General features: G+C 74.1%; 22 protein-coding genes and 1 pseudogene. 14 read left to right on the forward strand and 9 right to left on the reverse strand.

Going from position 1 to position 22,790, the window contains the following annotated elements; genetic code table 11:
- Positions 1-148 precede the first annotated feature (148 nt).
- The 4 genes from AB0C87_RS00925 (at position 149) to AB0C87_RS00940 (ending at position 3,635) form a co-directional block, all read left to right on the forward strand.
- Entirely contained in the window at positions 149-805 is a 657-nt protein-coding gene (locus AB0C87_RS00925) for a response regulator transcription factor (protein WP_345185011.1), read from the forward strand.
- Positions 802-2,046 (forward strand): HAMP domain-containing sensor histidine kinase, encoded by a 1,245-nt coding sequence (locus AB0C87_RS00930; protein WP_360575906.1) that lies wholly within the window; start codon positions 802-804, stop codon positions 2,044-2,046. Before AB0C87_RS00925 ends, AB0C87_RS00930 begins: the two co-directional genes overlap by 4 nt.
- 223 nt (positions 2,047-2,269) lie before the next feature.
- Complete coding sequence (locus tag AB0C87_RS00935) at positions 2,270-2,839, forward strand: papain-like cysteine protease family protein (RefSeq protein ID WP_345185006.1); 570 nt, start codon at positions 2,270-2,272, stop codon at positions 2,837-2,839.
- Between the two features lies 1 nt (position 2,840).
- A complete protein-coding gene (locus AB0C87_RS00940; RefSeq protein WP_360575908.1) occupies positions 2,841-3,635 on the forward strand; it encodes a hypothetical protein in 795 nt (264 codons plus the stop codon).
- On the opposite strand, the gene AB0C87_RS00945 is transcribed toward AB0C87_RS00940, so the two are convergent.
- Together AB0C87_RS00945 and AB0C87_RS00950 are read right to left on the reverse strand one after the other, a co-directional pair.
- Positions 3,632-4,687, reverse strand: coding sequence for a LysR family transcriptional regulator (locus AB0C87_RS00945; RefSeq protein ID WP_360575910.1), 1,056 nt, complete (start codon positions 4,685-4,687; stop codon positions 3,632-3,634). The genes AB0C87_RS00940 and AB0C87_RS00945 overlap by 4 nt on opposite strands.
- Positions 4,688-4,780: 93 nt before the next feature.
- Entirely contained in the window at positions 4,781-5,602 is an 822-nt protein-coding gene (locus AB0C87_RS00950; RefSeq protein ID WP_353831790.1) for a helix-turn-helix domain-containing protein, read from the reverse strand.
- A gap of 294 nt (positions 5,603-5,896) precedes the next feature.
- On the opposite strand from AB0C87_RS00950, the gene AB0C87_RS00955 reads away from it, so the two are divergent.
- Genes AB0C87_RS00955 through AB0C87_RS00975 form a run of 5 tightly spaced genes read left to right on the forward strand, consistent with a single transcriptional unit; the run spans position 5,897 to position 9,764 of the window.
- Positions 5,897-7,213, forward strand: coding sequence for an ATP-binding protein (locus AB0C87_RS00955; RefSeq protein ID WP_353831789.1), 1,317 nt, complete (start codon positions 5,897-5,899; stop codon positions 7,211-7,213).
- Positions 7,210-7,644, forward strand: coding sequence for a roadblock/LC7 domain-containing protein (locus tag AB0C87_RS00960; RefSeq protein WP_345184995.1), 435 nt, complete (start codon positions 7,210-7,212; stop codon positions 7,642-7,644). The genes AB0C87_RS00955 and AB0C87_RS00960 overlap by 4 nt, the downstream gene beginning before the upstream one ends.
- On the forward strand, positions 7,641-7,997 hold the full coding sequence (locus AB0C87_RS00965) for a DUF742 domain-containing protein (RefSeq protein WP_345184993.1): 357 nt from the start codon (positions 7,641-7,643) through the stop codon (positions 7,995-7,997). The genes AB0C87_RS00960 and AB0C87_RS00965 overlap by 4 nt, the downstream gene beginning before the upstream one ends.
- The gene (locus AB0C87_RS00970; protein ID WP_345184990.1) at positions 7,975-8,571 is read left to right on the forward strand and encodes an ATP/GTP-binding protein; all 597 of its coding nucleotides are present in this window, start codon (positions 7,975-7,977) and stop codon (positions 8,569-8,571) included. Before AB0C87_RS00965 ends, AB0C87_RS00970 begins: the two co-directional genes overlap by 23 nt.
- Positions 8,568-9,764 carry a cytochrome P450 gene (locus AB0C87_RS00975; protein WP_360575913.1) on the forward strand — a complete coding sequence of 399 codons (1,197 nt, stop codon included), beginning with the start codon at positions 8,568-8,570 and terminating at the stop codon, positions 9,762-9,764. The genes AB0C87_RS00970 and AB0C87_RS00975 overlap by 4 nt, the downstream gene beginning before the upstream one ends.
- Here AB0C87_RS00975 and AB0C87_RS00980 read toward each other — a convergent pair.
- Positions 9,733-11,136, reverse strand: coding sequence for an SPFH domain-containing protein (locus tag AB0C87_RS00980; protein WP_353831787.1), 1,404 nt, complete (start codon positions 11,134-11,136; stop codon positions 9,733-9,735). The genes AB0C87_RS00975 and AB0C87_RS00980 overlap by 32 nt on opposite strands.
- Before the next feature lie 628 nt (positions 11,137-11,764).
- Here AB0C87_RS00980 and AB0C87_RS00985 point away from each other — a divergent pair.
- Positions 11,765-12,961: pseudogene (locus AB0C87_RS00985) on the forward strand (cytochrome c oxidase assembly protein); the annotation flags it as partial.
- Between the two features lie 50 nt (positions 12,962-13,011).
- On the opposite strand, the gene AB0C87_RS00990 reads toward AB0C87_RS00985, so the two are convergent.
- The 5 genes from AB0C87_RS00990 to AB0C87_RS01010 all read right to left on the reverse strand — a co-directional run bounded on the left by AB0C87_RS00990 (position 13,012) and on the right by AB0C87_RS01010 (position 18,310).
- The gene (locus AB0C87_RS00990) at positions 13,012-14,340 is read right to left on the reverse strand and encodes an HD domain-containing phosphohydrolase (RefSeq protein ID WP_345184982.1); all 1,329 of its coding nucleotides are present in this window, start codon (positions 14,338-14,340) and stop codon (positions 13,012-13,014) included.
- A gap of 10 nt (positions 14,341-14,350) precedes the next feature.
- Positions 14,351-15,700: an HD-GYP domain-containing protein gene (locus tag AB0C87_RS00995; RefSeq protein WP_345184980.1), complete on the reverse strand. Its 1,350-nt coding sequence runs from the start codon at positions 15,698-15,700 to the stop codon at positions 14,351-14,353.
- 561 nt (positions 15,701-16,261) lie between these two features.
- On the reverse strand, positions 16,262-17,188 hold the full coding sequence (locus AB0C87_RS01000; protein WP_345184976.1) for an NAD-dependent epimerase/dehydratase family protein: 927 nt from the start codon (positions 17,186-17,188) through the stop codon (positions 16,262-16,264).
- Between the two features lie 19 nt (positions 17,189-17,207).
- Positions 17,208-17,528 (reverse strand): mycothiol system anti-sigma-R factor, encoded by a 321-nt coding sequence (gene rsrA, locus AB0C87_RS01005; protein WP_345184974.1) that lies wholly within the window; start codon positions 17,526-17,528, stop codon positions 17,208-17,210.
- On the reverse strand, positions 17,525-18,310 hold the full coding sequence (locus tag AB0C87_RS01010; RefSeq protein ID WP_353831785.1) for a sigma-70 family RNA polymerase sigma factor: 786 nt from the start codon (positions 18,308-18,310) through the stop codon (positions 17,525-17,527). Before AB0C87_RS01010 ends, rsrA begins: the two co-directional genes overlap by 4 nt.
- A 182-nt stretch (positions 18,311-18,492) precedes the next feature.
- On the opposite strand from AB0C87_RS01010, the gene AB0C87_RS01015 reads away from it, so the two are divergent.
- Positions 18,493-19,299: a methyltransferase domain-containing protein gene (locus AB0C87_RS01015; protein WP_353831784.1), complete on the forward strand. Its 807-nt coding sequence runs from the start codon at positions 18,493-18,495 to the stop codon at positions 19,297-19,299.
- Positions 19,300-19,419: 120 nt separating this feature from the next.
- Here the strand turns inward: AB0C87_RS01015 and AB0C87_RS01020 are convergent, their stop codons facing one another.
- Positions 19,420-20,214 (reverse strand): SOS response-associated peptidase, encoded by a 795-nt coding sequence (locus AB0C87_RS01020; RefSeq protein WP_345184968.1) that lies wholly within the window; start codon positions 20,212-20,214, stop codon positions 19,420-19,422.
- Between the two features lie 52 nt (positions 20,215-20,266).
- Between AB0C87_RS01020 and AB0C87_RS01025 the strand changes: the two genes are divergently transcribed.
- From AB0C87_RS01025 to AB0C87_RS01035, 3 genes are all read left to right on the forward strand, one after another.
- Positions 20,267-21,298, forward strand: a complete 1,032-nt coding sequence (locus AB0C87_RS01025; RefSeq protein WP_345184965.1) for a DoxX family membrane protein — start codon at positions 20,267-20,269, stop codon at positions 21,296-21,298.
- 210 nt (positions 21,299-21,508) lie between these two features.
- A complete protein-coding gene (locus tag AB0C87_RS01030; protein ID WP_218826252.1) occupies positions 21,509-22,000 on the forward strand; it encodes a sigma-70 family RNA polymerase sigma factor in 492 nt (163 codons plus the stop codon).
- Complete coding sequence (locus AB0C87_RS01035) at positions 21,997-22,722, forward strand: zf-HC2 domain-containing protein (protein ID WP_360348208.1); 726 nt, start codon at positions 21,997-21,999, stop codon at positions 22,720-22,722. Before AB0C87_RS01030 ends, AB0C87_RS01035 begins: the two co-directional genes overlap by 4 nt.
- Positions 22,723-22,790: the final 68 nt, after the last annotated feature.

The following is a 22,790-nucleotide window of genomic DNA, read 5'->3' on the forward strand; positions in this document are numbered from 1 at the left end:
GGCCGGAGCGGTTCCGGCCGGCGAGGAGCGATGCAACCCGGAGGAGCGTTTCCCCCGTGTTTCCGCCCTCCCGCGTTCTCGCCGGGAGGCGGCCGCTAACGGAAACGAAACACGTCTTCCGGCACCATCGGCGTTCTGAGGAGGCTTCATGAGAGTGCTGGTGGCAGAGGACGAGCGGCTCCTGGCCGACGCGATCGCCGAATGGCTGCGCGACGACGCGCACGCCGTCGACCTGGCCCACGACGGCGCGGCCGCCCTGGAGCGGCTCACCGTCAACGACTACGACGTGGTCGTGCTGGACCGCGACCTGCCCCTCGTCCACGGCGACGACGTGTGCCGCGAGATCGTCCGGGGCGGGGGCGCGGCCCGGGTCCTGATGCTCACCGCCGCCGCGGAGGTCACCGACCGCGTCGCCGGGCTCGGCCTCGGCGCCGACGACTACCTGACCAAGCCGTTCGCGTTCCCCGAGCTCGCCGCCCGCGTCCACGCGCTCGGCCGCCGCTGCCGCCCGGCCGCGCCGCCGGCGCTGCACCGCGCCGGCATCACCCTGGACCCGGCGCGCCGCGAGGTGTTCCGGGACGGGCGCTACGTGCCGCTCGCCCGCAAGGAGTTCGCCGTCCTGGCCGAGCTGCTGCGCGCCGAGGGCGCCGTCGTGTCCTCCGAGCAGCTCCTGGAGAAGGCGTGGGACGAGCACGCCGACCCGTTCACCGGCGCCGTCCGCCTGACCGTCCTCAAGCTGCGCCGCAAGCTCGCCGACCCGCCCGTCGTCGAGACCGTCAAGGGAGCGGGGTACCGGATCCCATGAGGCTGTCACTGCGCGCCCGGCTCACCCTCACCTACGGCGGCCTGTTCCTCGTCGCCGGGGTGGTGCTGCTCGGCGCGACCTACGCCCTGTTCGACCAGCAGCTGTCGCGGTCCAGTACGAAGGTGCTGGCGACCCGGGTGAACCCGGCGCCCGGCACCGCCCCGCCGGCCGGGAGCGCGCAGCAGGCGTCGCAGGAGGCGAGGGCGATGGCCGACGCCGACCGCTGGATGCGCGATCGGCGCGAAGAACTGCACGACGCCGCCGTCACCTCCCTGGTCACCCAGGGGTCGATCGCGCTGCTGGTGGTCGGGGGCGCCGCGGCGGGCTTCGGCTGGCTCATCGCGGGCCGGGCGCTGTCCCCGCTGCACCGCGTCACCGAGACCGCCCGCCGCATCGCCGGCTCCCCCGCCGCCGACCGCGGCCTGCACGAGCGCATCGCGCTGCGGGGCCCCCACGACGAGGTCAAGGAGCTCGCCGACACCTTCGACGCGATGGTCGACCGCCTCGACCGCTCCTTCGACGGCCAGCGCCGCTTCGTCGCGAACGCCTCCCACGAGCTGCGCACCCCGCTCACCCTCGGCCGCGCGCTGGTCGAGGTGGCGATGCACCGCGAGTCGGCGTCCCCGGACGTCCGGCAGCTCGGCGAGACCCTCCTGCAGATCAACGCGCGGCACGAGCGCCTCATCACCGGCCTGCTGCTGCTGGCCCGGTCCGAGAACGAGATCACCAACCGGGCGCCGGTGGACCTGGCGGACGTCGTCGCCCACGTCGCCGCCCAGACGGCGCTGGAGGCCGACGGCTCCGGCATCGCCGTCGAGACCGACGCCGCCGAGGCCATGACGGCGGGCGACGCCCTGCTGCTGGAACGCGTCGTGCAGAACCTGCTGGAGAACGGCCTGCGCCACAACACCGACTCCGGGTGGGTCTCCGTCTCCTGCCGGACCGAGAACGGCCGCGCCGTCCTGGAGGTCGCCAACTCCGGCCCCGCCGTCCCGCCCTACGAGATCCCCGCGCTCTTCGAGCCCTTCCGCCGGCTCGACGCCGACCGCCTCGTCACCGCCAAGGGGGCCGGTCTCGGCCTCTCCATCGTCCAGTCCATCGTCCGCGCCCACAACGGCACCGTGACCGCCGTGCCCCGCCGGGAAGGCGGCCTCACCGTCACCGTCGCCCTCCCGTCCGCGGATCCGGAGCCGGAGCTGGAGCCGGAGCACCGCCCCGGCCCGCTCGCCGCCCGCGCCTAGGCGCGGGCCGCCTTCGGGGAGAAAAGCCGAGTTCACCGGGGTTATTCCGCTTTGTTATGTCTTGCTGGCATTACCGGGCCAAGACCGCGAATGAGACTTTTATCGCGTTCATTCGGCCTCTCGCGGCCTCCCCGCCCGGACACTCCCCCGGCGCCGGACGGGACTCGCTCGGCTCCCTCGCGAGAGGCGGTGCGGCCCTCGCCGGGAGAAAAGGCGGAAGTGCATGAGAACGCGTACCCGACCCGCCCGGGCGCGCCGGCGGCTCGCGGCCGGACTCGCCGGGGCGGCCGCCGCCCTCGCGGCGTCCACCGGCGTCGCCTCGGCCCAGAATCTGCCGATCACGCAGCAGGTGCAGCAGCAGGACCAGTGGTGCTGGGTCGCCAGCGGCCTGACGATCGCCAAGTTCTTCGGCAAGGGCAACGTCAGCCAGAACGACTTCTGCGCGCTCGGACGCGGCTACCCGCGCGGCAGCGCCTGCCCGAACCAGGCCGGCTACCTGGAGTACGACCAGCGCGCGTTCCAGGCGCTCGGCGTGTCCCCCGGCCAGGTCAGCGGCCCCCTGTCGTACCAGGCGGTCACGACCGAGATCAACGGGCAGCGGCCGATCCTCACCGGCATCTACTGGACGGCCGGCGGCGGCCACGCCCAGGTCATCTACGGCTACTCCGGCCAGACGGTCTCCTACGGCGACCCGTGGCCCTCCAGTCCCCGGTACGGGGAGATGGCGTACAGCAGCTACGTCAGCAACTACCAGTTCCGCTGGGGCCAGGCCCTGTCCAGGATCGGAGGCTGACATGCGCACGACCGCGAGACTCGCGACCGGAGCCCTGATCGGCGGGACGGTCCTGCTGGGCGGCACCGCCGCGCAGGCCGCCGGGCCGTCCTCCGACGAGGCCGCCGCGGCGAGGGCCGCCGCGTCCCCCGCCGTGCAGCAGAGGCTCGGCGCGTTCTTCGTCCACCTCGACCAGCACCGGCGCGGGCGGCTGGTGAACCAGGCCGTGCCCAAGGCCGAGGCGCAGGCCAAGGCCCCGCGCCTCGAAGGAGCCGTCCAGCGCGTCTACTCGCTGAACCCCGCGTTCGTGAAGGGCGACGGCGGCGCTCCCGTGGCGACCTTCGCCTACATGGCGGTCGGCGCGGCGTCGGCCACCGGGCAGCACGCGACGGTGTGGCTGACCAGGTCCGGCGCGGGCTGGCAGGTCATGAACGTCATCTCCGGGTCGGAGGAGGCGGTCTACCCGGCGCGGGCGCGGGGCGGCACGGTGTTCACCGAGCCGCAGATCCACGCGTGGTACCGGCTGAAGGACGGCCGGGTCACCGCGCTCAACGGCACCGCCGCGTCGTCGGTCGGCAGGTCCGGCGTCACGGTGGCGGCGTACCGGAGACTCGTGCGCTCCCGGTACGCCGACAAGCTCCCGGGCAGCGCCTACCAGCGCTCCGGGAAGTTCGGCGGCTTCTCGCCCGCGACCGGCGTCAGCGATCCGGCGCCGGACGGGGGCCCGGCGCCCGCCCTGCTGGCGCTGGGCGCGGGCGGTGCGGTGACCGCCGCGGGCGTCGCCCTCGCGCGGCGCCGCCGCCAGGGCGGCTGCTAGCCGCCCTCCCGCGGGTCCCCGGAACCGCCCCCCTCCCCGGGCCCCGCACCGGCGCCCGGCCCCGCGCCCTCCACCGGGCCGGCGGGGACGGGCAGCGCCGGGTGCGCCTCGGGATGCTCGTCCCACCAGTCGCCGTAGGCGCGCTGGGCCCGGACGAGGTCCAGGTAGACGGCGTCGAACACGTCGCGCAGCCGGGCCGCCGCCCGCCCGGCCCCGGGCCGCCACATCAGGACGACCCGCTGGCCGAGCGGGTCGCCGGTGATCCGGCGGAACGCGACCCCCGCGCGGGGGGCCGCGGTCGGCTGGTAGATGGCGACGGCGCGCCCGGACCGGATGAGCGACGCCGAGATCTGCCAGTCCGTCGCCCAGTACCTGACCCGCGGCCGGAACCCCGCCTCGGCGCACACGCCGCGCAGGTAGGCGGGCCAGGGGCCGTCGTCGAGCGGATCGTCGATCCAGTCGTGGTCGGCCAGGTCGGCCAGGTCGACGGTCGCGCCGGCGGCGAGGGGGCTGGAGCAGGACATCCCGACGAGCGCCGGCTCGCGCTCGACGAGCACCAGCCGCTCCAGGCCGCCGCGCGGCCGCGGCGGACGGTCGACGGGCTCCTGGAACAGTCCGATGTCGAGGGTGCCGGAGGCGAGGAGCGCGGGGATGCGCCCGCCCCCGGGATCCACGCGCAGGTGCAGCCGCGACTCCGGGGAGAGCGAGCCGAGATGGTCGCCGAGCCGGGTGAGCACCGGGCACGCCTGCACCCCGATCCGCAGCAGCGGCGCGGCGGCGGGTTCGCTGACCCGGTGGGCGAGCGCGGCGTTCAGGTCGTCGATGCCGGCCAGCGCGGCCCGGGCGCGGGTGGCGACCTCGGCGCCGACCGGCGTCGGCGTGACGCCCTCCGGGGAGCGGACGAACAGCTGCACGCCGAGGTGGCCCTCGACCCGGCGCAGCATGGTGCTGACGGCGGGCTGGGTGAGGCCGAGCCGGGCGGCGGCCTTGCTGATGCTGCCGGTCGCGGCGATCGCCTCGATCATCCTGAGGTGGTGGGGGCCGAGGTCCACGGGCGCGCTCCTGACCGTCTCTCCGCCCCGTCCGGTGATCTCAGCCGCATCGTAACCCGGGATCGGTCCGGGCCGGCTGGAAATCCGTGCCCGTCAGCGGGCGGCGCCGTGCCGGCGCAGTTCCCGCGGGCTGACCCCGAAGCGCTGCCGGAACGCGTGGCTGAGCGCGCTGGCCGAGGAGAACCCGGTGGCGTGCGCGAGGTCGGTGATGGTGACGTCCCGGTCGAGGGGGTTGCGGAGCCGGTCGCGGACGAGCCGGAGCCGCTCCTCGCGGATCAGCTCGCGGGGCGTGGTCCCGGCGCGCTGCAGGGCGAGCTGCACCTGCCGCAGCGACCAGCCGAGGTCCTGCGCCATCGCGGCGCCGGTGAGCCCGGGGTCGGTGGCGTGCTCGCGGACGTAGCGGCGCACGACCGCCTCCACCTCGGCGAGGTGGCCGGGCGCGGGCGGGCGCTCGTCCCCGGCCAGCAGCAGGCACAGCAGCTCGGTGATCCGTTCGCAGGCGGCGTCGAACTGCGGCGCGGTGAGGCTGCGGCGCTCCTCGCCGACGGCCCGCACCATGTCGGCGACGACGCGGCCGAGGCCGGCGGACAGGTCGAGGCCGGTCGCCGGGAGGACGGGGCCGCCCAGCCGGCCGTCCATCTCGCGGGCCGGGATGGTCATGACGAGCGCGCGGGCCGGGCGCGGCTGGACGACCCGGAACGGCGCCGCGGGCGCGATGAGGCCACCGGTCCCCGGGCGCAGCCGCGCCTCGCGGCCGTCCTGCACCATGAGCATCTCGCCGTCCAGCGGGAGCAGGAACCGGTAGCCGCGGTCGCGGCGCCCCTGCCCGGGGGCGCGGTCGTACTCCGCCCGGTCCGACAGGTGCAGCACGAGCCGGTACTCGGCGCCGTTCGCCCCGCCGAGCGCATCGTCCACCCCGGGCCCCTCCGCCGCTCTAGATCACCTTCGGGCGAGCGTAGTACCGCCGTCACCTGCGAAACAGCCGAATCCATCGGAAAGTAACGTGATTCGGACGATGGGTGATCTTGCGATGCGCCCGGCGGCAAGTTCTCTGCGCGCGAGCACAAGCGCGGCCCCGCGCACCCGTCCTACGGTGCCGAAACTGCGGCGTATCCGCGCCGCCCCCACCAGCCATGAGGCGGTCCGCCGGGTGTCGCCGACACCGGACCGGGCCCCACCTCGCCCGAAGACTTCTGCACCGAGGATCTGATGGAGCAATTCCTGTTGGCGGCGGCGCTCGTCGTCGTGGCGGGCGCCGGCATCGCGGCCGCAGCCCTGCTGGTGCGCCAGCGGCGGGAGACGGCCGGCCTCCGCGCGCAGAACGCCGCCCTGGCCCGCGGGCTCGACCTGCGCGAGAGGGAGCTGCGGCACCTCGCGGACGTCCGGCTGCCCGAGCTCATGGAGTCCCTGCACAACCCCGGCGTGCGCGTCACCGGCCCGCTGCACGACCTCGACCGCGAGGCGCCCGCCTACGGGCAGGCGCTGCGGACCGTCACCGAGCTGTTCGCCGGGTCCGCCGCACGCGTCCGGGAGCGGGCCGACCTGTCGGCCAAGTCGACGCTGCGGGCGATGATGCGCGCCGTGCAGAGCCTCGCCAACGAGCAGCAGCTCGCCATCTCCGACATGCAGGAGCGCCACGACGACCCGGACGTGCTGGAGGGCCTGCTCCGCGTCGACCACATGAACGCCCAGCTCGGGCGGCGCGCCCAGGCCACCGCGGTGCTGTGCGGGTCGTGGCCGGGCCAGCAGCGCTCGGCGTCGTCGATGAGCGACGTGGTGCGCGGCGCCACCTCCCGCATCCGCGACTACCTGCGGGTCAACATGCAGGGGCCGGTGAACACCGCGGTGACCAGCCGGGCCGTGGAGCCGATCGTGCTGACGCTGGCCGAGCTGCTGGACAACGCGGCGCGGCACTCGCGCCCCGACACCACCGTCGAGGTCAACTTCCAGTCCACGCACAACGGCGTCGCCATCATGATCGACGACGCCGGGGTCGCGATGGACGCCGAGGAGCTCCAGCGCGCCGCCGACCTGCTGTCCGGCGACGCGTCGGTCGACATCCACCGGCTCGGCGACCCGCCCCGCGTCGGGTTCGCGGTGGCGGGCGTCCTCGCCGCGCGCTACGGCTTCCGGGTGTCGGTCGACACCCGCTCCCCCTACGGCGGCGTGCGGGCCGTCGTGTTCGTGCCGTCCGCGCTGCTCACCGACCTCCCGGGCGAGCACGCGCCCGACCCGGCCGCCGCGTCCCGCCCGGCCGCGGAGGGCCCCGCGCCCGCGGCCTGGACCCCCGCCCCCGCCACCCCCGGCGGGCTGCCGAAGCGCACCCGCGTCGCGGTCGCCGAACGCCCCGCCGAAGAACAAGAGCCGCCCGACGTGCCCGACGCGGGGGCGCCGCCTCCGCTCAGGCCGGCCCGGGAGACCGCCGCGGGCCTCGGCGCCTGGCAGCGCGGGACGCGGTCCGGCCGCGCTTCGACGCCGTCCGACGGCGAGGGCCCCGGCATCGAGAGCAAGGACCTGCGGCCATGAACGAGGGATGGAACGGCGCGATGGACGACGGTACGAACCGGCTGGGCTGGATGCTGGACGACGCGCTGCGGATGCCGGAGACCCGCTACGCGATCCTGCTGTCGGCCGACGGGCTGCTCATGGCGCACTCCGAGCGGATCAACCGGGACGAGGCGGAACGGCAGGCCGCCGGCATGGCGGGCCTGCAGTCGCTCGCCCGCAGCACCGCCGAGTTCTGCGGGGACGCCGGCACTACCTGGCGGCAGACCGTGAACGAGTTCGACGACGGGTACGTCTTCCTCGTCGCCGCCGGCCCGGGCGCCTACCTGGCGGTGTCGGCGACGCAGCACGTCGACATGGAGACCGTCTCGTTCCGGCTCCAGGAACTCGTGCAGCGGCTCGGCAAGGAGTTGACCACCCCGCCGCGTCCGGGCGCCGGCCGTCCCGCATGACCCCGCGCCGCAGCAGGCGGGCCCTGGTCCGCCCGCACGTCGTCACCGGTGGGCGGGCCCACCCCACCCGCAACGTGTTCGATCTCGTCACCCTCGTGACCGCGACCGGCGACCTGCCGCGCACCGGCCTGTCCCCGGAGAAGACGCGCATCGTCGAGCTGTGCCGCGGCGGCGCGCTGTCGGTGGTCGAGATCTCCGGCCATCTGAGCCTGCCCGTCGGGCTCACCAAGGTGCTGCTGTCCGACCTCGTCGACAGCGGGCACCTCTCCACCCGGGCCGCCGCGCCCTCCGCCCAGCAGTCCAAGGCCCGGCTCCTTCAGGAGGTGCTCGATGGACTCCGCGCTCGCCTCTGAGACCCCCTACCTGCGCGAGAGCGTCCGGACCGCCGTCAAGATCCTCATCGTGGGGCACTTCGCGGTCGGCAAGACCACCTACGTCGGAACGCTCTCGGAGATCCGCCCGCTGCGCACCGAGGAGCGGATGACGCAGGCCGGGGCGGCCGTGGACGACCTCGCCGGCATCAGGGACAAGACGACCACGACCGTCGCGATGGACTTCGGCCGCCTCACCCTCAGCGACGACCTCGTCCTGTACCTGTTCGGGGCGCCGGGGCAGCAGCGCTTCACCCGGCTGTGGGACGACCTCGCGCGCGGCGCCCTCGGCGCGCTGATCCTGGTGGACACCGCCCGCCTCCAGGAGTCGTTCGCCGTCATGGACATCGTGGAGAAGCAGGGCCTGCCGTACGCGGTCGCCGTCAACCACTTCGACGGCTCGCCGCGGTTCCCCGAGGCCGAGGTGCGCGAGGCCCTCGACCTCACGCCGTCGACGCCGCTCGTCAGCTGCGACGCCCGCGACCGCGTCTCCTCGACCGAGGCGCTCATCTCCCTCGTCGACCACCTCCTCACCCTTGACGGGGAGCACCCATGACCATCGACCGCACCGCGCCCGAACGCGTCCCGCTGTACGGGCCGGAGTTCGCCAGGAACCCGCAGGCCGCCTACGCCCGGATGCGCGAGTACGGCGACCTCGCGCCCGTCGAACTGGCGCCGGGCGTGCCGGCGACGCTCGTCCTCGGCTACGACGCCGCCCTGGAGATCCTGCGCGACCCGGCCACGTTCCCGCGCTGCAGCGAGGTGTGGGAGGAGACGGTCGGCCCCGAGTGCCCGGTGCTGCCGATGTTGATGGCGCGGCCCAACGCGCTGTTCACCAACGGCTCCGTGCACGCCCGCCTGCGGTCGGTGATCGTCGACAGCCTGGACCGGGTCGACCCGGTGTCGCTGCGCGAGAACGTCGAGCGCAGCGCCGACACCCTCATCGACCGGTTCAGCCGCGACGGCAAGGCCGACATCCTCGGCCAGTACGCCCGCATGCTGCCGCTGCTGGTGTTCAACGAGCTCCTCGGCTGCACGCCCGAGATCGGCGACAAGCTCCTGCGCGGCATGAACGCCATCTTCGACACCGTCTCCGCCGAGGAGGGCAACGCGCTGCTCGGGGAGGCGGCCGGCGAGCTGATCGCGCACAAGCGCGTCAACCCGGGCGCGGACGTGACGTCCTGGATGCTGAGCCACCCCGCAGGACTCGACGACCTGGAGACGATCCACCAGGTCATCCTGCTGATGGGGGCCGGCACCCAGCCGGAGGGGAATCTCATCGCCAACGGCATCCTGCTGCTGCTCTCCGACGACCGGTTCGGCGGCGACCTGTCCGGCGGCGCCCTTCCCGTCGAGGACGCGCTGGACGAGATCCTCTGGACCGACCCGCCGATGGCCAACTACGGAGGGACCTTCCCCCGCCAGGACATCGACTTCCACGGGTACCGGCTGCCCGCCCACCAGCCCGTCCTGGTCAGCTACGCCGCGGCGAACACCGACCCGTCCCGGAGCATCGCCGACCGCCGGGGCAACCGCGCCCACCTGTCCTACGCGGGCGGCCCGCACAGCTGCCCGGCCAGGAGCCACTCCCGGCTCATCGCGTCCGTCGCGGTCGAGAAGCTCCTCGACCGGCTGCCCGAGGTGGAGCTGGCCGTCCCCGTGGAGCACCTGGAATGGCGGCCGGGCCCGTTCCACCGGGCCCTCATCGCCCTCCCGGTCACCTTCCCGCCGGACCAGGCCCTTCCGTAGCGGCGCGCAGCGCGCCGATGACGGCGGCGAGCTGCGTGACCAGGCCGGCGACGCCGGCCTGGTCGGCGCCGTTGACGGTGACGGTGCGCAGCTCGTCCGGCTTGGGCAGCCTCGCCATGATCTCCGGCAGCGACGCGATGAGCCGCGCCTGGACGGCCGCGGGCGTCCGCTCGTTCTCCAGCGCGGCGCGGGCGGCGTCCCGCTCCAGGTCGAGCAGCGCCTGCTCGTGCCGCGACCGGGCCCGCAGGTCGGCGAGGGCCAGCTCGCCCTCGGTGCGCAGCCGGGCCAGCTCGTGGTCGCGCTCGATGCGCAGCCGGCCCGTCTCGGCCTCCTCCTCGTGCCGCTCGCGCTCCATCCGCAGCGCGTGCCGGGTGGTCTCGGTCTGGAGCTCGGCGAACTCGCGGGTGTCGTCGTGCTCGCGCCGGGTGCGGCGCAGCTTCTCGGCCGCCTCGGTGTCGAACAGCTGCGACTCGTTGCGGGCGCGCAGCTCGGCGAGCTCGCGCTCGTGCTCCAGCCGCTGCGTCTCCTTGATCCGCGCGGCGGCCATCTCCCGCTGCGCGACGGCCTCCTCGGCCTCCAGCTCCGCCAGCCGCGCGATCTGCCCCTGCTCGGCCCGGTAGGGCTTCTGCAGGTTCTCCCAGAGCCGCGACGAGCTGACCACGGCCTCCTTGATCTGCACCGTGACGATCCGCAGGCCGAGCCCCTGGTCGCTGTTGTCCTCGCCCTCGGCGACCGCGCGCAGCCGGGCCGTCAGCTCCTCGATGATCGGCTGCTTGTCGCTGAGGACGTCGCGCACCCCCATCGTGGCGACCTTGTCCTTGATCGCCGCCTCGGCCTGCTCGCGGAGCTGGAGGTTCACCAGCCGCATCGGGTCGTCGCCGCCGAAGTCGAGCTTGCGGTAGGCGGTGCCGAAGTCCTGGATGATCCACTGCACGTAGCCCTGGACGAGCACGCCCTGCAGCTCCCGGCAGATGCAGTACGCGTTGATCAGGATCGTCTGCGTCGCGCCCGGCACCACGAGGAAGGAGTCGGTGGACGGGTTGAAGCGGAACGACACCCCGAGGCCGATGTGCAGCGGTTCGGCGCGCCCGCGCCGGGTGTGGACGACGAACGCGTTGGGCGGGACGAGCACGTTCTTCCACCGCCAGAACCCGCTGATCCGCACGTCCACCGGCCCCGGGCCGGGGCGGTCGGCGGGCGCCGCGCCGCCGAGCGCGCGGTCGCGCTTGGCCAGCGGTCCCGGCGCCGGGACCGCGCCGGGCGGGCCGGGGGGCGGCGGCGGAGAGCGCCGCGCCTTCAGGTCGTCCTCCAGCACCGCCTGCTGCGCGACGACCTTGTCCAGATAACTGTTGCCCTGGTCTGAGGCGCTCATCTCGCTCCCCCGGAATTCGGTGTGGCCGATACATTAATGAACCTTTTGCTTTGATGCGTGCGTATTTGCCTTCGTGGCAGCACAGGAAGCGACGGCGACGCGCGAAGGGGAACGGCGGGAAGCGGCCGGGACGGACCTGCCGATGCTCGCGCTCGGGGCGGGAGCGATCGCGCTGGTCGTCCTCGCGCTCGCCGTGCGGCTCGGCGGCGCGTTCAGCGAGACCGCGGCGCCGGGGCTCTCCCAGGCGGGCGCGCTGGCCAAGACCGGCCTGGTGACGGCGCGGCTGGGCGGTAACGCCGCCGCCGTCCTGACGGTCGGATGGCTGCTGGTCGCGGCCGTGTTCGTGCCCGGCACGCCCGCCGCGCGGAAGTGCCTGCGCGCCGCGTCGCTCACCGCCGCGGCCTGGGCGGCGTGCACGCTGGCGCTGATCGTGTGCACCGTCCTCGACCTGTTCGGCGTGGGCGTCACCAAGGTCACCGGCGACATGATGCGAACGTTCCTCGTCGAGCTGCCGCAGGGGCGGGCCCTCCTCCTCGTCCTCGCCGCCACGGCCGCCGTGTCGGTCGCGGCGAGGCTCCCCCGCGCCGCCGGCGGGGCCGGGTACCTGCTGGCGGGCGCGCTCGCCGGGATGCTGCCGCCGCTGTTCACCGGGCATGCCGCGAGCGGCGCGGACCACGCCCTCGCCGTCTACAGCCTGGTCGCCCACATCGCGGGCGTCGCGCTGTGGACCGGCGGCCTGGTCGCCCTGGTCACCCTCGCCCCGGCGGTCGGCGACCGGCTTCCCCGCGTCGCGGAGCGCTACAGCCGGCTGGCGCTGGTGTCGTTCGCCGTCGTCGGCGCCAGCGGCGCGGTCAACGCGTGGGTGCGGCTCGGCGGACCCCACCTCGGATCGCGGTACGGGGCGCTCGTCGTCGCGAAAGCCGCCGCGTTCGCCGTGCTCGGCGCGATCGGCTGGCGGCACCGCCGCGCCACCCTGCCCGCCCTGCGCGGCGGGAGGGGCGCGCGGCCCTTCCTGCGGCTCGGCGCCGTCGAGGTCCTCGTGATGGCGGCGGCGATGGCGCTCGCGACCGGCCTGTCCCGCACGCCGCCGCCGGAGGTCGCGCCGGGCACGCTGGACGTCGTCGCGCTGCGGCTCGGGTTCCCGCTGCCCGGTCCCGCCGGGGCCGGGCCGCTCCTGCTCGACTGGTGGATCGACCCGCCGTTCCTCGTGCTCGTCGTCGGCGGCGCCGTCCTGTACGGGACGGGCGTCGCGCGGGTGCGCGGCTGGCCGCGCCGGCGGAGCCTGTCCTGGGCCGCCGGGCTCCTCGTCGTCCTTCTCGCGTCCTGCGGCGGGCTCTCCCGGTACAGCATGGTCCTGTTCAGCGCCCATGCCGTCCAGCACGTTCTGATCGGCCTGGTGGCGCCGGTGCTGCTGCTCCACGGGGCGCCTCTCCGGCTGGCGCTGGAGGCGGCGCGCGGAGAGGGCGGGGCCCTGCTCGCCGCCGCTGCCGGATGCCGGGCAGTACGGGTGCTCACGGACCCGGCCGCGGCGTCCGTGCTGCTCCTGCTCAGCCTCTACGCGTTCTACGGCTCGCCGCTGTTCGGGGCGTCCCTCGGCAACCACGCCCTGCACTCGCTGGCGCTGGCCGCCTTCCTGGCCGCCGGGCTCGCCTACTTCCACGGGACGACCGGGACGCCGATGCCGCTCGCCCTCCTGCCGCTCCACGCCATCGCCGGGACCGCCCTGGCGCGGAACGGGACCGTCCTCGGCGGCTGGTACGAGCACCTCGGCCGCCGCTGGGGCGCGTCACCGCTGGAGGACCAGCACCTCGGCGCCCTGCTGCTCTGGACGGCGGCCGCCGCCGTCACGCTCGCCGTGGCGGCGGCCCACGGGCTCTACTGGCGGGGCCCCCGGTCCACGACCCGGCTGAGCGCCTCCACCACCGTCGGGTCGTACTCGGAGGCCGAGTCCAGTCGCAGCCTCTCCAGCACGGCGGCGCCCCGGTCGCGGTCGGCGGAGTCGCCGACCAGGTCGTCGTAGGCGTTGGCGACCTTGATGATGCGGCCGGCGAGCGGCGGCGGGAGCGGCCGTTCCCCGGAGTCGCCGGACGGCTCGCGCCCCGTCCGGTAGGGGTGCGACGACAGCTGGACGATGTGCGCGACCCGGTCCAGGACGCCGGTCTGCTTGATCACCTCGGCGCCGAGCTCGGCGATGCGGCGCTGCTCGGCCGGGGACGCCAGCACCGTCGCGCCGCCGGGGATCGGGTCGCCGAGCGACAGCTGCCCGATGTCGTGCATGAGGGCGGCGTACTCCAGTTCGAGCAGCTCCTCCTCCGACATCCCGAGCTCGCGCCCCATCGCCACCGCGAGCTTGGACACCCGGTGCGAGTGCCCCGCCTCCACGTAGCCGCCGACCTCGGTGACGCGCGACAGCGCCCGGACGGTCTGCAGGTAGGTGGCGCGGATCCCGGCGTAGCGGCGGAACGCGAACTGCGTCACCAGGATCGGCACCGTGAAGATCAGCAGCGCGGCCTCGCCCATCGCCGTCGTGGAGACCGCGATGAGCATGGCGGTCGCGCTGGTCGCGGCGCACAGCGCCATCTTCGCGTCGATCTCGTCGCGCAGCGCGATGCCGAACCGCGCCCGCACGGCCTCCGCGCGGATCATCGCGGCGATCAGCATGTCGGTGAAGCAGGACAGCACCACGACGAAGCACATGACGGCCAGCAGCAGCTGCCAGGGCAGGTGCAGGGACAGCAGCGGCCGGAAGCACAGCGCGACGACCGCGACCGTGAACAGCCGCCGCGCCATCGCGTCGGGCCGCGGCGACCGGCCGACCGCGATGTGCGGCAGCGAGCCGACCAGCATCCCGGCCGCGGCGACCGCGACGACCTGGAGCGCGGAGTGCTCGGCGGCCACGACGCCGAGCGGCGCGTCCGGCGCGGCGCCCTCCGGGCCGACGCCGACCAGCATCGCGTACCCCATCGCGCCGGCGCTGGCGATCGGCGCGACCTCCCGGTTGCCCGGCATCACCATGCGGAACAGCTCGCCGAGCGCGATCAGCACGCCGAAGATGATCGCCACGTCGGGCTGGCGCAGCCCGACGGACCCGACCTCGGCGATCGCGACGATGACGAACAGCCCGGCGGTGGCGATCAGCAGGAGCTGGCCGGAGTCGATGGTCTGCCACGCGGCCCGGTCGCGGGCGCGCGCCTCCCCGCTCACCGCCGCCCCCTCACTGGCGCACCCCGTCGCCGCCGGCGACGCGCAGCGGCGCGCTCGGGTCGTCGTGGTCCTGCTGGGTGGTCTCGACGACGTCGTCGTCGGGCAGCACGACCGGCCGCGGCGGCTCCCAGCCCTCCCGCTCCAGCGCCCGCAGGAACGCCTCCACCATCGCGGGGTCGAAGTGGTCGCCCATCCCGCGGCGCAGCTCCTCGACGGCCTCGTCCTTGGTGCGGGCGGCCCGGTAGGAGCGCGTCGAGGTCATCGAGTCGAACGCGTCGGCGACGGAGATGACCCGGGCGAACTCGGGGATCTCGTCGCCCGCGAGGCCCATCGGGTAGCCGCGCCCGTCCATCTTCTCGTGGTGGTGCATGATGCCGGCGAGCGCCTCGTCCAGGAAGCCGATCTCGCGGACGATCTCCAGCCCGCGCATCGGGTGCAGCTGGATCGCGGCGAACTCCTCCTCGGTGAGCGAGCCGGACTTCTGCAGCACCTTGGTCGGGACGCCGAGCTTGCCGACGTCGTGCAGCATCCCCGCGTACCGGATGGCCTCGACCCGGTCCGCGCGCATCCCGATCTCCTGGGCGATCATCACCGAGCCGCGGGAGACGCGCTCGGAGTGGCCGCGGGTGTAGAAGTCCTTGGTCTCGACCGCCTGGCACAGCGCGGCGAGCGTCGCGGCGTGCGCCTGCTGCTGCGCGTACGCCTGGTCCATGGCCCAGCGGGCGATGAACAGCGGGAGCAGGACGAGGATCGCCGCGAACAGGCCCACCCGCGGCCAGAGCCCGGCGATCAGCAGGCCGACCATGCCGTAGCCGAGGCAGCCGATCGCGAGCTGGCCGCTCTCGCGCAGGAGCTCGCGCGGCGAGGCCTGCCGGCTGAGCAGCAGCACCCCCGCCATCAGCGTCAGGTTCACCAGGACGAAGGCGACCAGCGCGCCGAGGAACGGCCCGATGACGTTCTCGACCCAGCGGGCCTTCTCGGGGTGGAACCGGTCGCCGTCGAGGAGGTTGAACACCGTCCCGGCCATGAAGCCGCTGAGCGCGAACTGCGCGCCGTTGAAGAGCCGCTTGACCGGGGCGAAGATCCGCTGCCCGGTGACCAGCGCGCAGAGGCCGAGCAGCGCGGCGCCGACCGGGCCGAGCAGCACCACCGACGCCAGGCTGGCGGCGAAGCTCAGCGACACCCTGGCCCGCGTGATGTTCAGCCGCGCGGGCGCCGAGTCGCAGATCAGGAACAGCAGCGCCAGGACGGCGAGCTTCGTCCAGTCGATATCCGTGAAGGACGACGTCGCGATGAGGCCCGCCGCGAGCGCGACCACACCGCAGACGTACGCCCAGGCAGCGAGAGGTAGTCCACGCATTGCCGCCCCTCGGGGAGTGACGAGTTGGCAGGCCGCCACCGGGCTCACACGTGCCAGCCGGCACCTAGACCCAGGACACGCCCTTGGTCATCATCAGCGACGACGACGACGGGACGCTCAGGCGCCGCCCGTGTCCATGCGGTGTCACGCGCTTGTGCATGGCTCCTTGCCTCCCCCCAGCCGAGCCGGGCCGACCGGCCTCGCGGCCGGCCACCGGGACCGGTGCGGTCCAGGTCTCCCGGGCGAGCACGTACCCCGAATTCCTCGGAGTGCACGCGCTCCGTCACTGATTTCGGCATAAGCCTAACGCGGACTGCCCAGGTCACACAGGCGTGCAGGAAAACGTGAGCAAAGCGTGAACCAATCGTCACCTTAGGTGATCAATTGTCCTGGTTGAAAATCCAATCATCGGCCCTCTCTCCAGCCTGCACAAACCGCCTGCACAAACCGGCTGCACAATCCCGCTGCACATCATGAATGCACGTGCATCCGCAAATGCATCCACCTAATTCCTTAAAGGTCGGCGAACGAGGCCCCGGAGTTGGAGAAAGCGTGGACCAATCAGCGGCGCGCGGGGTTCCGTTCCCGCGCCCAGGCGACCGTCTCCGCAAGCCCTTCGGGCAGGCCGACGGCCGGCTCCCAGCCGAGCGCCTCCCGGGTCCGGCGCGGATCGACCGACATCGCCGGCAGGTCTCCCAGCCGGGGCGGCGCGAACTCCGGGTCGTCCGGCGCCCCCGCCGCCTCGGCGACGAGCGCGTGCAGCTCGCGGTCGGTCGTCTGCAGGCCGGTGCCCACGTTGAGGCGCAGCCCGCCGCCCGCCTCCCCCGCGGCCCGGGCGTACGCGTCGACCACGTCACCGACGTAGACGTAGTCGCGGGTCTGGGAGCCGTCGCCGAAGACCCGGGTCGGACGGCCCGCCAGCAGCGCGTCCGTGAAGATCGAGACGACCCCCGCCTCGCCCTCGGGGGTCTGCCGCGGCCCGTAGACGTTCGCCAGCGTCAGCGTCGTGAAGTCGATCCCGTGCAGCTGCCGGTACATCCCGGCGTACACCTCGCCGGCGACCTTCGAGGCCGCGTACGGCGACGCGGGGCGCAGCTCGGCGTCCGGGGGGACGGGCAGCGCGTCCGGCACCCCGTACACGGCGCAGCTGGAGGTGAACACGACCTTGCGGGCGCCCGCCGCCCGCGCGGCCTCCAGGACGTTGGCCGTCCCGACCACGTTGGTGCGGGCGTCGCCCAGCGGGTCGCCCACGCTGACCCGCACGCTCACCTGCGCGGCGAGATGGAAGACCACCTCGGGGCGGCGGGCCGCGGCCCGCTCGGCGAGCGCCGGGTCGGCGACGTCCATCTCCCACAGCTCGACCCCGGGCCGGGCGTTCGCGCCCGACGACATGTCGTCCACTCCCACGACCTCGTGGCCGTCCGCGAGGAGCCTGTCGACGAGATGGGACCCGATGAATCCGGCCGCGCCGGTGACGAGTGTCAGCACACCGGAAAGATACCGGCGGTCAGGCGCTCTCCGGCTTGCCGGCGCCACCGGACGCCGGGACCTCGCCGGCCCCGGACGCCTGGATCTCGCCGCAGATCTCCTCGATGCGGCCGAGCACCTTGGCGCGCAGTTCGGTCGGGGCCTGCTCGCACCCGCACGACTTGCTCACGAGCTTCTTGACGGCCTCTTCGAGGCCGTACTCGCGCAGGCACGGGCCGCACTCGTCGAGGTGCTGGCGCACCTCGCCGCAGCCGCCCTGGTCGAGCTCGCCGTCGAGGTAGGTGTACACGCGGGCGAGCACCTCGTCGCAGGGCGTGTCGTGGTGGTTGCCGCAGCTCATGTCGACCCCCTGCTCGCGCGGGTGAGCCCGCGCTCGTCGGCGTAGTCCTCGAGCATGCCGCGCAGCTGGCGCCGGCCCCGGTGCAACCGGGACATCACCGTGCCGATGGGCGTGCCCATGATCTCGGCGATCTCCTTGTAGGCGAACCCCTCGACGTCGGCGAGGTAGACGGCGATCCGGAACTCCTCCGGCAGCTCCTGGAGCGCCCGCTTGACGTCGGAGTCGGGCAGGTGCTCCAGTGCCTCGGCCTCGGCCGACTTCAGACCGCTCGACGTGTGCGACTCGGCACGCGCGATCTGCCAGTCCTCGATGTCGTCGGTGGCCGCCTGCTGCGGCTGGCGCTGCCGCTTGCGGTAGGTGTTGATGAACGTGTTGGTCAGGATGCGGTACAGCCAGGCCTTGAGGTTCGTCCCCTCCTTGAACTGGTGGAAGGACGCGAACGCCTTGGCGAACGTCTCCTGGACGAGGTCCTCGGCGTCGGCCGGGTTGCGCGTCATGCGCAGCGCGGCCGAATACAGCTGGTCCAAGAACGGGAGCACGTCGCGCTGGAAGCGCTCCTGGCGCTGCTCCACGGTCTCCGCGGTGCCCGGTACCTGACCCACCCCCTCGGCTCTGGCGCCCGTGGCCTTGACCGGCCGGGCGGCGCCATACCCCTCAGACGATATCGACCCCACAGACGATATCGGTCCGCGCGGCCCTCCGACGCGGGCGGGGGCCCGCGCGTCGCCGCGGGGCGCCGCCGTGCCGGCTCTCCGCTGCTGATCGGCGACGGCTGTGGTCATCCGGCTCGCACCTCCGCTTTCGCTGCTCTGTGAGAGGGTGCAACACCGGAACGCCCCCGCCGATTCCCGGGCGGGGGCGGGCGCTCCGCGACCGTGTCGCCGGGTCCCGTCCCTCACTCAGGGTGATGACCGGCCCCGGACGGGGAAAGATGTGACGTACACGGCTAGAACAGGAGCAATTGGTGCACTCGGTGCCTTCGGCGCGACCTTCCGAGCCCACCATCGCCAGCCTGCGGGACACCTCCGGTGACGGGTCAGGGGACTCCCTGGCGCGCTACTGGACCTTCTACGAGGCGGTGGCGGACGCCCAGCTCACCCGGTGGCTGCCGCGCAGGCCGTCCCGCGTGCTCGACATCTCGGGCGGGCAGGGGCACAGCGCCGCCCGCGCGGCCGCGGCGGGCCACACGGTGCTGGAGGTGCGCGACCCCGAGCGCCGGGGCCGTCCGGCGCCGGTCCGCCCCGGCACCCCCGGGGGGCGGACCGCCCGCACGGTCCCGCTGATCGCCGACTCCGGCACCCTGTCCTACCTCGCCGACGCCTGCGTGGACGCCGTGATCGCCGAGAACCGCGTGCTGTCGCGGCACCTGGCCACCGAGGCGACGATCGGCGAGATCGCCCGCGTGCTGCGCCCCGGCGGCCGGGTCCTGCTGTGCGTCGACTCCCTCACCCTCGGCATGGCGCTGCTGGCCGAGCGCAACTACTGGGCGCACCTGTCGGACGTCCCGAGCGCCGAGGTCGTCCTCGTGCCCTGGCCGGACGGGACGATCACCCGCTCGTTCTCGGCCCACCAGCTCCGCGAGCTGCTCGCCGACGCCGGCCTGGAGGTCGAGTGGATCCGGCCGCGCACGGTGCTGTCCCCCTCGACCGTCGAGCACGTCCTCGGCGAGTCCCCGCGGGCGCTGCAGCGCCTCGTCCGCACCGAGATGGGCGCACGCCAGACCGACGAGTCGCTCGGCATCCACCTCCTGGCGAGCGCCCGGCTGCGCTAGCCGGCACGTCACGCCGTCACGCGGTCACGCGGTCACGCGGTCACGCCGGCCGTGGCGGAATTGTCGCGCCCGGAGCGCTCCCCGAGCGGAATGGCGCCGGACCCTCCGGCGCGGCCCGTGTCAGAAGAGACCCTCGGAATGGTCACCGGAACCATCCCCGGAATTTGCCGGTTCTATAAGTTCCGGGCCGTTGTTCCGCACGTTGTTGACGGCCTTCGAGACGGGATAGGCGTCCATTGTCCCGGCCATGGCGGGAACGAGCAGGCCGCGCACCTGCTCGGTGTCGGTGAGCGCGGGGTCCAGCCAGGCGTCCCACCGGTCCGGTTCGACGACCATCGGCATCCGGTCGTGGATGCGGCCGAGGTCGTCCGGCGCGTTGGTGGTGATGACGGTGCACGTCCACACCCACTCGTCCTCGGGTGACTTCCACAACTCGTACAGGCCCGCCATCGCCATGACCGCGCCGTCCTTGGGGCGGATGAAGTACGGCTGTTTCCGCGGCTTCCCCTTCGCCTTCTTCTCTCCCTCGGCCGGGTCGGCCCCGTCACCCTGGTCCTGCAGCGTGTACCACTCGAAGTAGCCGTCGGCGGGCAGCAGGCATCGGCGCTTGGCGAACGCCCGGCGGTAGGACGGCTTCTCGTGCACCGTCTCGACCCGGGCGTTGATCATGCGCGACCCGATGGACAGGTCCTTGGCCCAGGACGGCACGAGCCCCCACCGCACCGTGCGCAACTGGCGCACCGCGGCCGCCTCGTCGGGCTCGTCCTTCGGCCGCCGGTCGAGCACGACCGGGACCTGTTTGGTGGGGGCGACGTTGTAGTCGGCCTGGATGTCCCCGTCCACCGCGTCGAGCTGCACCTGGAACTCGTCCAGGAGCTCCTGCCGCGCGCGGGAGGTGGCGTAGCGTCCGCACATGGGTCCCATCCTGCCGCGCTTGAGGCGCGGCGCGCTGGGCATGTAGCGGGCTATGCGACCCTTCACGACCCTGGCCCGCCCGTTCGTGGCGGCGCCGTACATCATGACCGGCCTGGAGGCACTCCGCGACCCGCGCGAACGCGCCGAGCGGGTGGGCCCGGCCGTCAAGCCCGTCGCCGACCGGATCGACTGGCTGCCGAAGGACCCCGAGACCCTCGTCCGCATGCAGGGCGCGCTCAGCCTCGGCACCGGCGCGCTGCTGCTGACCGGGAAGTTCCGGCGGCTCACGACGCTGGTGCTCGCCGCCCAGCTCGTCCCCGCGCTGGCGACCGAGCACCGCTACTGGACCGAGGACGACCCCGAACGCCGCGCGAACGAGCGCTCCCACCTGCTGAAGAACGCCGGCCTGTTCGGCGCGCTGCTGATGGTGGCGACCGAGCCCCGCCGCGCGCCGCGCACGGCCGAGCTGCGCCGCGCCGTGCGGGAGACGCAGATCAAGAGCGGCGCGGAGGCCAAGGCGATGCGCCGCGAGGCCGCCGCGACGCTGCGGGAGGCACGCCGCGAGGCGTCCCGTCAGGTTCGCGTCGCCCGCGCCGAGGGCGGGCGCAAGGCCGCCAAGGCGTCCGGCCGTGCCAAGTCCGCCAAGTCCGGCGGCATGTTCCGGCTGGGCAAGGCGGGCGGCAAGGCGGGCGGCGCGCTCACGGCCGCCGGGGCGGCGAGCGGCGCGCTGAAGGCCGGCAAGGCGGGCGGCAAGGCCGGAGGCAAGGCGGCCCGCAAGGCCGGTGGCGCGCTCAAGAGCGCGGGCGCGGGCGGCGCCCTCGTCGCGGGCAAGGCGGCCGGGAAGGCGGGCAAGGCCCGGGGCAGGAAGAGCGGCAGGGGCGGCGGCGCGCTCAAGGGCGTCCTGGCCGCGGGGAGCGCGTTCAAGCTCGGCCGCGCCTCCAAGCCGGGCAAGGCCGCGCGGGCGGGGCAGGCCGTGAAGGCGGGGACGGCGACCCAGGCGGCGAAGGCCGCCAAGGCCGGCCGGACGGTCAAGGCCGGAACCGCCGCCCAGGCGGGCAAGGCCCTGCACGCCGTCAAACGCTGACTTCCCGAAGAGAACCTTAAAAGAGTCTCAAGGGCGTTGAACCGAAGGCCGGGGCGGTCCCGTACTGCCAGATGACCGCCCTTCCAGCACGACGGAGACGCCCCGGCCATGGCAGTTCCCGGATCGACCGGCCGCCCCGGCGGCGGCCTGCGCAGCCTGCTCCGCCGCCCCGGCGCGGCGCGGGCCGCGCAGACCGCGGCCGACGAGGAGATGGCGGCCGAGCTGTACCGCGAGTACCATCGGCCCCTCCTCGCGTTCGTCCTGCGGCTGACGGGCGGCGACCGCCCGTGGGCCGAGGACGTGGTGCAGGAGACCATGATCCGGGCATGGCGCAGCGCGGACCGGCTCGACGACCGGACGTCCTCGCTGATGCCGTGGCTGGCCACGGTCTCCCGGCGTATCGTGATCGACAACCGGCGGCAGCGCGAGGTCAGGCCGCCGGAGGTCGGCGACGGGCCCCTGGAGAACCTCCCGATGGCGGACGAGATGGACGCGCTGCTGCGCAAGGTCGTGGTGACCGAGGCGCTGGAGTCGCTCTCCCCCGCGCACCGGCAGGCGCTGACGGAGACGGTGCTGCGCGACCGGACGGTGAACCAGGCCGCCGAGCACCTCGGCATCCCGGTGGGGACGGTCAAGTCCCGCGTGTACTACGCGTTGCGCGCTTTGCGGGTCGCCTTGGAGGAGAGGGGGGTGACGTCATGAGTTCCCAGGTCGAGCACACCGATGTCGGCGCGTACGCGCTGGGCCTTCTCGAAGAGGGCGACCGTCGGGCGTTCGAGGCGCATCTGCGGGGATGCGGGTCGTGCCAGGCCGAGCTCGGGGAGCTGTCCGGGGCGGCCGGCGCCCTGTCCGGGCTGTCACCCGCGGCGGCCGGCCCGATCCCGGACGGGCCCGGATGGGAGGGCGCCGGCGAGCCGTCCGCGCCTCCGGCGCCGGTGATCGACATGATGCGGCGCAGGCGGCGGGCCGACCAGCGGTTCCGGCGCGGCGCGTACCTCGCGGGCACGGCCGCCGCCGCCGCGGCGCTGGCCGCGGGCATCGGCATCGGCGCTGCCGTGAACGACGAGGCCCCCGCCCCGAAGCCGCCCGTGACGCAGGCCCTCACCGGCCAGAAGTTCCACGCGGCCGACGCGAGCACGGGCGCGTCCGGGACGGTCGCGCTGGTCGACAAGGGCTGGGGCACGCAGGTCGGGCTGGAGCTGAAGGGCGTCCGGGGGCCGCTGAAGTGCCACCTGGAGGCGGTGTCGCGGACCGGCGAGCGCAGCGTCGTCGCCGGGTGGAGCGTCCCGGACAAGGGCTACGGCGTCCCCGGCCAGCCCAAGCCGCTCGTCATGCAGGGCGGGACCGGGCTCAGCCGCCAGCAGATCGGCCACTTCGAGGTCCGCCTGGACGGCGGCGGAACGCTCCTGACGATCCCCCTCTGATCGTCCCCTCTGATCGTCCCCTCTGATCGCCCTTCTGATCGCCGCGGGCCGCCCGATCGTCCCGCTCT

Origin of the sequence: Actinomadura sp. NPDC048021, assembly GCF_040653135.1 — a bacterium.
Classification (GTDB): domain Bacteria; phylum Actinomycetota; class Actinomycetes; order Streptosporangiales; family Streptosporangiaceae; genus Spirillospora; species Spirillospora verrucosospora.